The organism is Chitinophagales bacterium, from assembly GCA_020636535.1.
Taxonomy (GTDB): Bacteria; Bacteroidota; Bacteroidia; order Chitinophagales; family JADIYW01; genus JADJSS01.
The window spans coordinates 108226-121606 of record JACJXT010000011.1 but is presented as its reverse complement, the minus strand read 5'-3'; the positions used below and the strand labels follow the sequence as shown (position 1 = coordinate 121606).

The 13381-nt window shown below is 30.1% G+C and carries 13 protein-coding genes; 8 read left to right on the top strand and 5 right to left on the bottom strand.

Going from position 1 to position 13381, the window contains the following annotated elements; genetic code table 11:
- Positions 1-64: 64 nt before the first annotated feature.
- The 4 genes from H6553_00930 to H6553_00915 all read left to right on the top strand — a co-directional run bounded on the left by H6553_00930 (position 65) and on the right by H6553_00915 (position 2626).
- Entirely contained in the window at positions 65-1144 is a 1080-nt protein-coding gene (locus H6553_00930) for an NTP transferase domain-containing protein (GenBank protein MCB9032381.1), read from the top strand.
- 123 nt (positions 1145-1267) lie between these two features.
- The gene (locus tag H6553_00925) at positions 1268-1600 is read left to right on the top strand and encodes a winged helix-turn-helix transcriptional regulator (protein ID MCB9032380.1); all 333 of its coding nucleotides are present in this window, start codon (positions 1268-1270) and stop codon (positions 1598-1600) included.
- A 15-nt stretch (positions 1601-1615) separates the two neighbouring features.
- Positions 1616-2071 (top strand): hypothetical protein, encoded by a 456-nt coding sequence (locus H6553_00920; GenBank protein ID MCB9032379.1) that lies wholly within the window; start codon positions 1616-1618, stop codon positions 2069-2071.
- A gap of 138 nt (positions 2072-2209) precedes the next feature.
- Positions 2210-2626 carry an arsenate reductase ArsC gene (locus H6553_00915; GenBank protein MCB9032378.1) on the top strand — a complete coding sequence of 139 codons (417 nt, stop codon included), beginning with the start codon at positions 2210-2212 and terminating at the stop codon, positions 2624-2626.
- 36 nt (positions 2627-2662) lie between these two features.
- Here the strand turns inward: H6553_00915 and H6553_00910 are convergent, their stop codons facing one another.
- The gene (locus tag H6553_00910; GenBank protein ID MCB9032377.1) at positions 2663-4261 is read right to left on the bottom strand and encodes an alanine:cation symporter family protein; all 1599 of its coding nucleotides are present in this window, start codon (positions 4259-4261) and stop codon (positions 2663-2665) included.
- A gap of 52 nt (positions 4262-4313) precedes the next feature.
- The gene (locus H6553_00905) at positions 4314-5846 is read right to left on the bottom strand and encodes a DEAD/DEAH box helicase (protein MCB9032376.1); all 1533 of its coding nucleotides are present in this window, start codon (positions 5844-5846) and stop codon (positions 4314-4316) included.
- A 220-nt stretch (positions 5847-6066) separates the two neighbouring features.
- On the opposite strand from H6553_00905, the gene H6553_00900 reads away from it, so the two are divergent.
- Positions 6067-6321: a type II toxin-antitoxin system Phd/YefM family antitoxin gene (locus H6553_00900; GenBank protein ID MCB9032375.1), complete on the top strand. Its 255-nt coding sequence runs from the start codon at positions 6067-6069 to the stop codon at positions 6319-6321.
- 1 nt (position 6322) lies between these two features.
- Positions 6323-6580, top strand: coding sequence for a Txe/YoeB family addiction module toxin (locus H6553_00895; protein ID MCB9032374.1), 258 nt, complete (start codon positions 6323-6325; stop codon positions 6578-6580).
- A gap of 17 nt (positions 6581-6597) precedes the next feature.
- Here H6553_00895 and H6553_00890 read toward each other — a convergent pair whose 3' ends face one another.
- From H6553_00890 to H6553_00880, 3 genes are all read right to left on the bottom strand, one after another.
- Complete coding sequence (locus tag H6553_00890; protein ID MCB9032373.1) at positions 6598-7515, bottom strand: GHMP kinase; 918 nt, start codon at positions 7513-7515, stop codon at positions 6598-6600.
- Between the two features lie 228 nt (positions 7516-7743).
- Entirely contained in the window at positions 7744-9063 is a 1320-nt protein-coding gene (locus H6553_00885; GenBank protein MCB9032372.1) for a hydroxymethylglutaryl-CoA reductase, degradative, read from the bottom strand.
- Between the two features lie 2 nt (positions 9064-9065).
- Positions 9066-10061, bottom strand: coding sequence for a type 2 isopentenyl-diphosphate Delta-isomerase (locus tag H6553_00880; GenBank protein ID MCB9032371.1), 996 nt, complete (start codon positions 10059-10061; stop codon positions 9066-9068).
- A gap of 362 nt (positions 10062-10423) precedes the next feature.
- Between H6553_00880 and H6553_00875 the strand changes: the two genes are divergently transcribed.
- On the top strand, positions 10424-12019 hold the full coding sequence (locus H6553_00875) for a S41 family peptidase (protein ID MCB9032370.1): 1596 nt from the start codon (positions 10424-10426) through the stop codon (positions 12017-12019).
- 79 nt (positions 12020-12098) lie between these two features.
- Positions 12099-13379, top strand: a complete 1281-nt coding sequence (nhaD, locus tag H6553_00870) for a sodium:proton antiporter NhaD (GenBank protein ID MCB9032369.1) — start codon at positions 12099-12101, stop codon at positions 13377-13379.
- The last annotated feature ends 2 nt before the right edge of the window (positions 13380-13381 follow it).

Genomic DNA, 13381 nt, shown 5'->3' with positions numbered 1-13381 from the left:
ATACTTTATTACTTTATTTTTATTAAATTGTATTTCTTACATTTACACCAGCAAAAAGAAATACATGAACAATAATTATGCTGCAATTATGGCTGGAGGAATAGGCAGTAGGTTTTGGCCAGCAAGTAGAACCAGTCAACCTAAACAATTCTTAGACATATTAGGAACAGGCAAAACGCTTATTCAACAAACCTATGATAGATTTTTAAAAATTTGTCCTAGCGAAAACATTTATATACTTACTCATGAAAGCTATATAGCACAAATAAAACAACAAATACCAACCATTAAAGACGAACAAATTTTAGCAGAGCCAGCAAGAAAAAACACAGCGCCTTGTATTGCTTATGCTGCTATGAAAATTAATCAGTTAAATGAAAATGCAAATATTATAGTAGCTCCTAGCGACCATGTTATTTTGCAAGAAGAAGAATTTGTTCGTATAGCAAACAAAGCACTTAATTTTTGTGCTACACACAATGCATTGGCTACTTTAGGCATTCAACCAAGCAGACCAGACACTGGTTATGGTTATATTCAATATATTGACGATGGCAAAGATGAAGGTGTATATAAAGTGAAAACTTTTACAGAAAAACCAAAACTAGAAGTAGCAAAACAGTTTATTGAAAGTGGTGACTTTTTATGGAATGCTGGTATTTTTATTTGGAGTACTAAAAGTATTTTAGGTGCTTTTGAACAATATTTAGACGAAGTTTATGATGCTTTTGCTGAAGCGAAACAATACTTAGGAACAGCAGATGAACCAAAGGCAATAGAACAAGCATTTGTTACTTGTCCGAATATTTCAATAGATTTTGGTATTATGGAAAAAGCAGATAATGTTTTTGTTTTTCCTGCAAATTTTGGTTGGAGTGATTTAGGAACTTGGGCATCTTTATACGAAGAAAAAGAAAAAGACTATTTACAAAATGCGGTAAATGGCAAAAATGTAATAGTGTATAATGCAAACAACAATATGATTAGCGTACCAGATGATAAATTGGTAGTTTTAAATGGTTTAGAAGATTTTATTGTAGTAGATACCGATGATGTTTTATTGATTTGTAAAAAACAAGACGAACAAAGTATCAAGGAAATTACACACGATATTAAGATGAAAAAAGGCAACCAGTATCTGTAAGAATTTCTAGCAACATAATTAGGCATTCTTTTTTTCTTGGATTGAGTTTTTGAAACAAAAATTAAGAGAATAGTTTTAAAATACAATTTCTTTATCGTAATATTGCAATATTATAATTTAAAAATGGGAGTTACCAAAACAGATTGCTTTTCAGATGAACAAAATACTGTTGCTACCATAGCAAAAGCACTTGGTCATCCTGCAAGAATTGCTATTATAGAATATCTTTTAACAACCAATAAATGTATTTGTGGAGATATTGTTAATGAACTACCATTGGCTCAACCTACTATATCTCAGCATTTAAAAGAACTGAAAAATGCCAACATAATTAAAGGCACTATAGAAGGCAATGCGATTTGTTATTGTATAAATGCAGATGCTATTGAAATTATAAATTTATTTTGTTTTAATATAACTAATCAACTTAATGTAAAAGAAAATAATTGTTGTTAATAAAAAATATATAATATGAAATTATCAGAATTTAAAAACTACTTAAATACAATTGATTCTATAAATATAGTATCGTATGATGGAAATCTAATACCAAAACATTTTCATATTACTGAAGTAGGTTTACAAACTAAACACTTTATAGATTGTGGAGGAACAGAACGCATTGAAAAAAATATTTGTATTCAACTTTGGGTTGCTAATGATATAGAACACAAATTGCAACCACAAAAAGTATTAGACATCATTCAGCTTTCAGGAAAAGTATTAAACCAAGAAGACTTAGAAATAGAAGTACAATATCAAACAGCAACAATAAGTTTATTTGATTTAGATTTTGATGGTGCTAATTTTATATTGCTTCCAAAACAAACCGACTGTTTAGCGAAAGATAAATGTGGTATTCCAGAAGAAAAACTACAAGTAGAAAACACTTCAACTTGTTGTACACCAAATAGTGGATGTTGCTAAACGATGAAAGCATTTATCATTACACATAAAAAGAAATTTATAATAGTTGGTGCTATAACTATTTTACAACTCATTTGGGGTTTTGAGCCGAAGTTTTGTATAATAAATATTATTTGGTTATTTGTTTAATATTGATAGATGAAAAAAATATTAGTACTTTGTACAGGAAATAGTTGTAGAAGTCAAATGGCTGAAGCGTACTTACAATTGTTTGCAAAAGACAAAGCAATGGTTTATAGTGCAGGAATAGAAACACATGGTTTAAACAAAAATGCAGTTGCAACTTTACTAGAAGATGGAATAGATATTTCACATCATACTTCTAATCATATTAATGAATATAAAAATATTGACTTTGATTTTGTAATTACTGTTTGCGATCATGCCAAAGAAAACTGTCCGTATTTTCCTAGCAATGCAATAATCATTCATCAAAACTTTTCAGATCCATCAAAAGTAATAGGAACAGAACAGGAAATTAAAACAGCATTTGGAACAACAAGAACAGCCATCAAAACCTTTTGTTATCAATTTGTAGAGGAATATTTACAATAGCAACTTACAAATGACTATTAACTTTCTGACAAATGACTAACTATTCTTTATCGCTTCTAAATATCGCTTGAGTTCTTTTTTAGCTTTTGGTGCTAGTAATAATAATCCTACCATATTGGGAACCATCATGGCAAAAATCATGGCATCAGAAAAATCTATTACAGAACCTAAACTAGATGCTGCTCCTATAATTACAAATAAACAAAAAATTACTTTGTAAGTATATTCTGTTGCTTTGCTTCTTCCAAATAAATACGACCATGCTTGTACACCATAGTACGACCAAGAAATCATAGTAGAAAAAGCGAATAAAATTACTGCTAATGCTAAAATATACGGAAACCAAGGCAATACAGAAGCAAATGCATCAGAAGTAAGTTTAACGCCTTCATCTGTACTACTTGCACCAACTAAATGATGATCTGTAATTATAATAATTAAAGCAGTCATGGTACAAACAATAACGGTATCTATAAATGGTTCTAATAAACCAACCAAGCCTTCGGATGCTGGATACTTTGTTTTTACAGCAGAGTGAGCAATAGACGCAGAACCAATGCCAGCTTCATTAGAAAAAGCAGCTCGTTTAAATCCTTGTATTAACACACCAATAGCACCACCAGCTACACTTTTTGCTGAAAAAGCACCGTCAATAATTTCTTTAAAAGCAGTACCTAAATGTCCAAGATGCATAAAAATTATAATGAGAGATGCTATTACATAAATACCAACCATAAATGGTACAATTTTATCGGTTACTCTTGCAATAGATTTAATGCCTCCAATAATTACAACAGCTACAATAACAGCCATAATTAAACCAAAGAGCCAACCATAACCCATAGCAAAACTATTTTCGCCACCAGTAATATTTACAAACATTTTAAATGCTTGATTGGCTTGAAACATATTGCCTCCACCAAAAGAACCACCAATACACATAATAGCAAAAAGTACTGCTAAAATTCTACCAAGAGTTCCAAGATTCATTTCTGCAAAACCTTTTTTCAAATAGTACATTGGTCCACCATAAACCACACCATTAGCATCTATATCTCTATACTTTACACCAAGCGTACACTCTGTAAATTTAGATGCCATACCAATTAATCCAGCTACAATCATCCAAAAAGTAGCACCAGCACCACCAATAGAAATAGCAACAGCAACGCCTGCAATATTACCTAATCCAACAGTACCAGAAAGTGCAGCTGTTAACGCTTGAAAGTGTGTAACTTCTCCAGTTGCAGCTTCATCTTTAATCGTATCTACAATGTCACCATCTACAGTATGTAAATTAGCCGATGGATTTACATTAGTAGCATGGTCTTGGTCTAATTTATCGAACTTGCCACTTACAATTTGAATAGCGGTTTTAAAATTTCTGAAATTGACAAAGTTAAAATAGATAGTAAAGTAAACAGCACCTATAATTAATGGAAACAATACCCAAGGAATAGCAACATTTTCTGAAAAAGGAATGGCATAAAAAATAAACTTTACAAACCAACCTGTTGCACTACCAAATGCTTTATCTATTTGTTGGTCAACTTGGTTGGCAAAGATTAAATTAGAAGAAAAAAGGAGTGTTATTAAGAATAAAATTAGTTTTTTGCTATTTGCTTTAAACGACATATTTTACTGTTTAAAGAACAAGATATAAAAAATTACGAATTTAAACTATAAATCAATCACTAAAAGGCAAGTTTGATTTTAGTTTGGCGTGTAAATCTTTGTTGTAGTTTTCTAGTAAAAAGCTAAAGTAGTTTTTAGATGCTTTTGATAAACAATTAGTATATACATTTAATCGATATTCAATTTCTGGTTGTAGTATATTAATTAAAGGAATGGCATCTAAGTAATTGGTAACATTTTCTGCTATTCTTTTTTGATGATTGTCAATAGCGTCATCTAGTGCTTTCAATGTTTTTTCGCTTTTCATATAGTAGAACTGATAGCGTTCTTCCATATCAAAATTAAAATCGCTAGTGTTTGGAAAAAGTGCTTTTACTTCGTCAGAAATTTCGTACATCAATCCTTTTTCCATTTTTACTTCTCTATCGTATAAATGTTCTAAAAATTTATCTGGATTGACAAATACATCTTGCCAATCTATAAAATCTTTCCAAAGACCTAATCGTTTGGCATTGTTTCCTAAATCAATAATATTAAAATGATTTTTGTTTTTTGTTTGTCTAGAACCACGACCAATCATTTGATGATACAGCGTAAGCGAACGCGTTGCTCTATTTAAAATAATGGTTTCTACTGTTGGTTCATCAAAACCTGTTGTTAAAATTCCAACACTAGTAACTATAGCATTTGGTGTTTCTTTCAACCATTGTAATACATCTTTTCGCTCTTGTTTTTTGCTAGTACTATCTAGGTGTTTTATTTCTACGCCATTGTCTAAAAAAAACTTTTCTACCGATTTTGAAGTGGCAACAGAACTATTAAAAATAAGTGTTTTTGTGCCTTTTGCTTTTTCATTATACACTTGAAGTAGCTTGTCGTGCATTTCAAATCCCATATAAATTCTGTCTAGAGAATTGATGGTATAATCTCCATCGATACCAATTTTTAGATTACCTAAATGTACATCAAACGAAAAAGTTGTAGCATCACTTAAATAACCTTTTGCAATAAGTTCTTTGATTGAGTCGCCAACAATTAATTTTTGATAATTTTGACGCAATGGCAGATTTACATTAGAACTTAATGGCGTAGCTGTTACACCAAGAATAGTTGCGTTTTTAAAATATTTAAAAATTTTTCTAAATGAGTTGTAGTGAGCTTCATCAACAATAACTAAACGAATGCCTTCTATAAAACTCTCATCTTCTTTAAGTCGATTGTTCAAAGTTTCTACCATTGCCAAGTAACAATCGTAGTTTTGAGTATTGTCTATAGTATCTACTTCACTAGTAATATATTTGCAGTGAATATGTACTTCTTCTAGTGCTTTTGCTGTTTGTTTTAGTAACTCAATTCTATGTGTAAGAATTAATATTTTTTGATTGTATTGTGCTAAATATCGTCTGGCAATTTCAGAAAAAATAACTGTTTTTCCACCACCAGTTGGTAGCTGAAAAATAATATTATCGTTTTTAGTATTATTGGTTAGTGTATTAAATATTTTTTCAATGTATTCTTGTTGATATGGATAAAGCTTTTTGGCAGTTTCCGGTCTTTTTTCTAAAATTGTTTCAGCTTGCTTCATGTATAGTTTTATTACCACAAAATGTGTACCATTAAAATTTAAAGCAAGTTCTTGAGGAAAATGGCTAAGTTAGTCAATTAATTGGAATTAATTTTGTTGTTTTTTGATTTAATAAAAAGTTATTGTTTATTCAGTTTAAGACAATAAATTAAAAACACTTTATAAGATTTTGTTGTATTAAAATTTGTACTTATATTTGTACTAATAAAAGTACAAAATTATGTTAGTTACTAGTGTTTCTGATTTTAGAAAAGATATAAAATCTTATTTAGATAGAGTTACAAAGAATTTTGAAACGCTAATTATAAATAGAGGAAAAGATTCTGGAATTGTAGTAATGTCGCTTGATGAATACAATGCTCTTATTGCTACCAATCATGAATTATCTTCTCGAAAAAATGAAATGCGTTTAGATGCTGCAATTGAAAAATTGAAGAAAGGAAAATCTTATGAAAAACAATTAATCGAAGAATAAAATGAAATATGTTTTTGTAGATGAATCTTGGGAAGATTATTTGTCTTGGCAAAAAACGGATAAAAAGAAACTAAAAAGAATTAATGATTTACTGAAAGATATTTCAAGAAATCCTTTTGAAGGAATTGGAAAACCTAAACCTTTAAAATATAAATACGCTGGTTTTTGGTCGCGACGAATAGATGAAGAACACAGACTGATTTACAAATATGAAGAAGACCAAATTCTAATTGCTAAATGTAGATTTCATTACGACTAAAAAAATCTTATATAATATTATAAAATAAGTTTTTTGTAAGGAATAATAGTAGAAAATCCTTTTTGTTGAAAATAATTATATACTTCATTTTCATTTCCAACTGCTAGAATAAAATCGCCATTCCAAGCGCCTAACGATTTTATAGTGCCATTAAAATCATCAAACAAAACAGATTTTATAGTAGCTTGTTCTGTAGCAATAGAAATAATTTGTTCATGAGCTTCTAATAAATTACAAAATTCAACAAGGTTATTGCTGTTTAATATTTTATTGGTGATTTCATTGATTGCTTTGATTAAGTCTTCTTTTAATTTGATTTTCAAATTTTTATATCTAGCAACAGCTTCTTGCGAGTTTTGTTTTTCGTTGAGATGTACAAAAAACAGTTTATCAATAAAACTTGGATTAAAATCTACCGTTTCTACTTTCGGTTGTTCTTTATTGTTGTCTATTAATTGATATAAAATAGCTTGATTTTGAAAGGCACAAGCAATATCGTAACCAGAACCACCAAATGTTTTTGCTAATAATTGATATGGATTTACTTTAAAAAACTTTGCTAACAAAGCAATTATGGTAGAACTACTACCTAAACCGTAATTATTTGGAAATTCTAAATAAGATTCAAATCGATAGTTGATAAAATTGACATTTGTATTTAATGAAGCAATAGCTTTAAAAATTTGTTGTAGTTTTTTTTCTTCTAGCGTTGGAAATTTGTTGAGTAAGTTTAAAGCTATATCAAACTTTGCTTCAAACCATTTTTCATTTCTGAAATTATAAGCAGTATAAGTAATAATATCTGTATCGTTTTGATATACTTTTAATTGTTGACCTAATTTGGTTGGTAATGCTAAAGCCAAAGCACCATCTAATACAACATATTCTGCTGTTAATAATATTTTACCATTGGCTTTTTCATCAAACAGTAACATTATTTTATAACTACTTTTGTCTTGATACAAAAGTAGCAAAAAATCAAGACTGCAATAAATTCTTAACGCTTGAACTGCTTAAAAAAACTAAAAATCTTGAAACTCGTTCCGAAAAAATATTCGGAACTCAAACAGCAAGATTTTTTACGCTTTTTTATTAGTTCTCGCTAAATTTATTGAAGGTCGTTTTTCAACACTATAAAATTTTAAGGAAAAACGAATTTTATCTTATACTTTTTTGGAAGCTTTTCTGTATTGTTCTAACATCACTCTTGTAGTGGTATGCGACACAATTTTGTCTTTAAAATAGTCTAAAGCAACTTCTTTTTCTTGTTTGTTTGCTTCTAAGTGATTTAAAATATTAAGCAAGTGCATTTTCATATGTCCTTGCTGAATGCCAACAGTAGTTAGTGCTTTTAATGCTGCAAAATTTTGAGCCAAACCAGCAACAGCACAAATTTGCATTAATTCTTGTGCATTTGGATTGCCTAAAATTTGCAAACTTCTTTTTACTAATGGATGCAATTGTGTTAATCCACCAACAGTTCCTACAGCCAAAGGTAAATCTATCCAAAACTTAAAAATGCCATTGTCAATACTACAATGAGTTAAACTACTATATCTTCCGTTTCTAGAAGCGTAAGTATGACCACAAGCTTCAACTGCTCTAAAATCGTTTCCAGTAGCAATAATAATAGCATCAATTCCATTGTAAATGCCTTTGTTGTGTGTTGTTGCTCTGTGTGGATCTACTTCTGCAATTCTAACAGCCATTTTAATTTTTTCTGCAAATTCTTCAGCACTTAGTCCAGCTTGACTTCCTAAATCTTCTACTTTACATTCTACCCAAGCTCTAGCTAAACAATTTGGTGTATAGTTAGACACAATTGACATGATGATGGTTAAACTTCCATCATAACTATTATTTGAATTGATATTTTCTTTGAGATAAGTTGCGTACTCTTCTAAAACGGTATTAATGAAATTAGCACCCATTGAGTCGCAAGTTTCAAAACTTACTTTTAGTTGATAATAGTTAGGTTCCTCGTGTGTTAAATCTACCAGTTCAATATCTAAAACACCACCACCACGAGCATCCATATTTACTGTAAGATAACTGCCATTTTCTAGTAGTTCTTTCTTTAAATTAGGAAAAGCATTTTTGAGTTGATTTTTATCACCAGTATATAAAAAATGTACTTGTCCAACTTTTTGAGTATCTATAATTTTGCTATGAAAACCACCTCTTTCACTCCAAAATTTACCTGTTTTCGACATCGCAGCAACCACAGAACTTTCTTCTATAACCATTGGCAATGCATACCATTTATTGTTGATTAAAAAGTTTGGAGCAACGCTAAAAGGCATATACATATTGGTAATTGTATTTTCGGTAAACTCATCGAAGCTGTTTTGCACTTTTTTGCTTTGATGCCAATAACCAGTCAATTCTTCTTTTACGCTTTCATCTCCTTGAAAATAATTGTCTATTAACCAATCTATTTTTTGTGCTTTGCTTAGTTTAGAAAATCCTTCAACTTGTGCCATAGTTATTTTTTTATTGTTAAAAATGCATTTGCCAATTGCAGTCCTTTTATTTGTGATATGATGTATGCTTCCAAAGCTTCATAACTTTGTTCTGCATATTTCAATAATGTACTTGCTTGACCATAAATGGCATTGCTATTCAATTTTTGAGTGTAATAATAACCATCTAAAAAGTTTTTAATACCACCAGATATAATGAAATTAGTACACAGTGCTTTGTCTTTTAATTCGTCTATAAGAGTATTTGCAAAAACAGTCATTTCATTAGCTTGATGACCAATATATGCCAATGCTTCATAGGTGTTTTGATTTTGAGTAGTAGTTCGTAGTAGTTCCAATTTAGCAAAGTTAGTACCACCATGTGCCGCAAATTCAATAGCATCAATAGGCAATAACATCAGTTGTTTTAAACTTTCATAACCAAAACCTTGTCCTACTTCTTTTACAATTATTTTAAAATTGACTTTTTCTATTAATCGTTTTATGGTTTCTATTGGTGGATGAAGAATTACATCGCCTTCTGGTTGTAACCATTCTTGTAACGGATTTACATGAACAATTAAACCATCTGCTTCTAATAGATTGACTAAATCTACAATTTTATTAGTAGCATTATTATCTAATAAATATTCTATTTGAGCAATACCAAGATTAGCAAAAAAAGGTAAATCGTTGCCAATTGTTTTTCTAAAATCAAAATCAGCCAGTCTGTCTTTGCTTTCTAATAAAGGTCTGCACGAACCTAAACCCATTCCCATTCCAAACTGCTTGCAAGCTTTAGCTAAATTCTCATTAATATGAAATGCTTTTTCAGTTCCACCAGTCATGCTACTTATCCAAATTGGTGTTTGTAGCGTTTTATCAAGAAAGGGAATTGGTTTTAACTTTTCATTAGGATGAGCTGCCAAAAATGGTTCAAAAGAAAAACGATTATCAACAGTATTTTCTTGAGCATTAAATGCTAATTCAATATGGTCGCTTTTTCTTTCTTTAGTCATCTTTGTTTACAATATGCTTTTTGTCTAATAACGGTACAAAGTTAATCAAACAAAATGTAATTAGCATTTTAATATGTTATCTGTTCTAAAATGGTTTTTTGTGTTGTTGCAAAGTATAGTTTTCCACAAATACACCACACCAAATCATATTATTTAATTTGACAATATGTGTGCATTTGATTATATTTACTTTATAACAATGCTTATGACAGAATATCTACATATTGTAAAATATTTATTTTGGTTGAGTATAATTTTGCTCTTGGCAATTATCACTAAAGTATAATTGTTGAATAGTATATATTAAGAAACGATAAGACTTTTTACCGTTAAAAGTTTATTTTATTTTGTTTCTTTATCTCATGAAAAAGCTTATACTCTTTACTTTTTTTGCTGCAACAATGTTGGGTGTTAATGCACAGATGTACCAACAAAAAATGGCAACATTCTTAAAGTTATTAGACAATTACTATGTATCTGATGTAAATGCAGATTCTTTGGTAGATGTTGGAATGAAACACATTCTAAAGCAATTAGATCCACACTCTGTTTATTTTACAGCAGATGAATATGCAAAAGCCAATGAACCATTAGAAGGAAATTTTGAAGGTGTTGGCATTCAGTTTCAAATTTATGAAGATACTTTAATTGTTGTTCATGTTATAGATGGTGGTCCATCACAAAAAGTAGGATTGCTTGACGGCGATAAAATAATTTATGTAGACACGACTTTAATTGCTGGTGTTGGAATAAACAATGAAGATGTGTTTAAATATTTAAAAGGAAAAAAAGGAACTAAAGTAACAGTAAAAGTTTTAAGATACGGAGAACAAGAATTACTTGACTTTGAAATTATTAGAGATAAAATACCAATTTATGCAGTAACAGCACAATACATGGTAGATGACGAAATTGGCTATATTAAACTATCAAGATTTTCTGCTACAGCAACCGAAGAAGTTGAAGCTGCAATTGATAGTTTGAAAAACAAAGGCATGACCAAGCTTATTCTAGATTTAACAGGCAATGGTGGAGGATATTTGAGCCAAGCACAAGCATTGTCCGATTTATTTTTAAACGATGGAAAACTAATAGTATATTCTGAAGGAAAATCACAAGAAAGACAAGATTTAGTTTCTACAACAGAAGGCAATTTTCAAGACGGTCAGTTAGTTGTAATGATAGACCAAAGTTCTGCTTCTGCTAGTGAAATTGTTTCTGGTGCTATTCAAGATTGGGACAGAGGTTTGGTAATAGGCAGAAGGTCGTTTGGTAAAGGTTTAGTACAAAAAGGATATTTCTTACCAGATAAATCAGTTGTTCGTTTAACAATGGCACATTATTATACACCAAGCGGAAGAAATATTCAGAGAAGTTATGAAAAAGGAAAAGATGAATACTATGAAGACATCAACGAAAGATATAAAAGCGGAGAGTTGTTTGATGCGACTAAAATTCCAATAAAAGACAGTACAAAATATTATACCAATGCAAAAAGAGTTGTTTATGCTGGCGGAGGCATTATTCCAGATATTTTTGTGCCAATAGATACCACCAATTCAGTGAAGTTTTATAACAAGCTAATTAGAACAGGAAGTTTTAATCAGTTCGCTTTAAAGTATGTTAATGACAACAGAAATACTTTGTCGGATAAATATTCAACAGAAGAAAAATACATAGACAAATTTAATATTGATAAAACACTATTTGATGCGTTTATAGATTTTGCAAAAGAAAAGAAAGCAACGATAGATAGCACCGAAACAATGGAAGAAGTTAAACCACTAATCGACTTACAATTAAAAGCATTGATTGGTCAAAATTTATTTAATTATAATATTTATTATAAAATTATAAATATTCAAGATGATATTTATAGAAAAGCAATAGAGTCATTTTCAAATGGAGCGTTTAAAGAACATAAAATTGTTAGCAAAGACAAACCATTTAGAAAATAAACAGACATTTAATAGTGCGTTATTACTCTAAATATGGAGATAATCTATTATTTGTGTAATTTTGGCTTAAACGAGTTTTATGGGTGTTGAAATTATATTGCTACTTTTAATATTTTGTGTAGGATATGCTGCAATAATTTTCGAGCATAATATAGGCATAGACAAAGCTGCTGCTGCTGTAATTACAGGTGTTGCTATGTGGACACTTATGGTATTTTCAGAAGGCATAGAAGTAACACATCGTTTTGAACATGTCATTCCAGAAATTGCAGGAATTTTATTTTTTATTATTGGAGCAATGACCATTGTTGAAATTATAGATTTACACAATGGATTTATCGTTATTACCAACTTCATCAAAACAGATAGTAAAAAGAAATTCTTGTGGATTGTAGCTATCATTTCTTTTTTATGTGGAGCAATCTTAGATAACCTTACAACTGCAATTGTAATGGTGTCATTACTACGAAAAATTGTAGACAACAAAGAAGAAAGAATGTTACTTGCAGGTATTGTTGTTATTGCAGCTAATGCAGGTGGTTCTTTTTCACCAATAGGAAATGTTACTACAACACTACTTTGGGTTGGTGGTCAAATTACACCATTAAAAGTATTTTTGGCAAACTTCATTCCAGGATTAATTTGTTTAGTAGTTCCAGTTTTTGTACTGTCTTTTTCTTTTAAAGGAAAGATGAATATTGAATTAAAAGTAGAAAGAGAAAATCTAAACATTTCAACAAAAACTAGCACTTTTATTTTTTGGTATGGCGTAGCATTATTATTATTTGTACCAATATTTAAAACCTTAACGCACTTACCACCATTTATGGGAATGCTTTTTTCTCTAGGTATATTTTGGTTTACTACAGATTTATTACATAAAAAAAGCGAAACAGCAACAAAAAAAGAGTTGTCTGTTTATCGTGCCTTAGAAAATATAGACTTACCAAGTGTTATCTTTTTCTTCGGAATTTTATCAGCAGTAGCAGCTTTACAAGAAGCAGGCATTCTACGAGCAATGGCACAATGGATGGACACACATATTGGTAATTACGATTTAATTACTTTCATCATCGGATTACTTTCTGCCGTTGTAGATAATGTACCATTAGTAGCAGCAACACAAGGAATGTATAGCATACAACAATTTGCAGTAGACAGTCATTTTTGGCATTTTATTGCCTACTGTGCTGGTGTTGGAGGAAGTATCTTAGTAATAGGTTCAGCAGCAGGTGTAGCAGCTATGGGAATAGAAAAACTCAACTTTATTTGGTATGCTAAAAGAATTGGCTGGTTAGCATTTTTAGGATATGCTGCTGGTGCAATATATATTGTCTTAATGAAAAATATAATTCCATAAAA

What these genes read in the sequence shown, in the direction of transcription:
- H6553_00930 (MCB9032381.1), top strand. Translation starts at nt 65, where the DNA reads ATGAACAATAATTATGCTGCAATTATGGCTGGAGGAATAGGCAGTAGG.
- H6553_00925 (MCB9032380.1), top strand. Translation starts at nt 1,268, where the DNA reads ATGGGAGTTACCAAAACAGATTGCTTTTCAGATGAACAAAATACTGTT.
- H6553_00920 (MCB9032379.1), top strand. Translation starts at nt 1,616, where the DNA reads ATGAAATTATCAGAATTTAAAAACTACTTAAATACAATTGATTCTATA.
- H6553_00915 (MCB9032378.1), top strand. Translation starts at nt 2,210, where the DNA reads ATGAAAAAAATATTAGTACTTTGTACAGGAAATAGTTGTAGAAGTCAA.
- H6553_00910 (MCB9032377.1), bottom strand. Translation starts at nt 4,261, where the DNA reads ATGTCGTTTAAAGCAAATAGCAAAAAACTAATTTTATTCTTAATAACA.
- H6553_00905 (MCB9032376.1), bottom strand. Translation starts at nt 5,846, where the DNA reads ATGAAGCAAGCTGAAACAATTTTAGAAAAAAGACCGGAAACTGCCAAA.
- H6553_00900 (MCB9032375.1), top strand. Translation starts at nt 6,067, where the DNA reads ATGTTAGTTACTAGTGTTTCTGATTTTAGAAAAGATATAAAATCTTAT.
- H6553_00895 (MCB9032374.1), top strand. Translation starts at nt 6,323, where the DNA reads ATGAAATATGTTTTTGTAGATGAATCTTGGGAAGATTATTTGTCTTGG.
- H6553_00890 (MCB9032373.1), bottom strand. Translation starts at nt 7,515, where the DNA reads ATGTTACTGTTTGATGAAAAAGCCAATGGTAAAATATTATTAACAGCA.
- H6553_00885 (MCB9032372.1), bottom strand. Translation starts at nt 9,063, where the DNA reads ATGGCACAAGTTGAAGGATTTTCTAAACTAAGCAAAGCACAAAAAATA.
- H6553_00880 (MCB9032371.1), bottom strand. Translation starts at nt 10,061, where the DNA reads ATGACTAAAGAAAGAAAAAGCGACCATATTGAATTAGCATTTAATGCT.
- H6553_00875 (MCB9032370.1), top strand. Translation starts at nt 10,424, where the DNA reads ATGAAAAAGCTTATACTCTTTACTTTTTTTGCTGCAACAATGTTGGGT.
- nhaD (MCB9032369.1), top strand. Translation starts at nt 12,099, where the DNA reads ATGGGTGTTGAAATTATATTGCTACTTTTAATATTTTGTGTAGGATAT.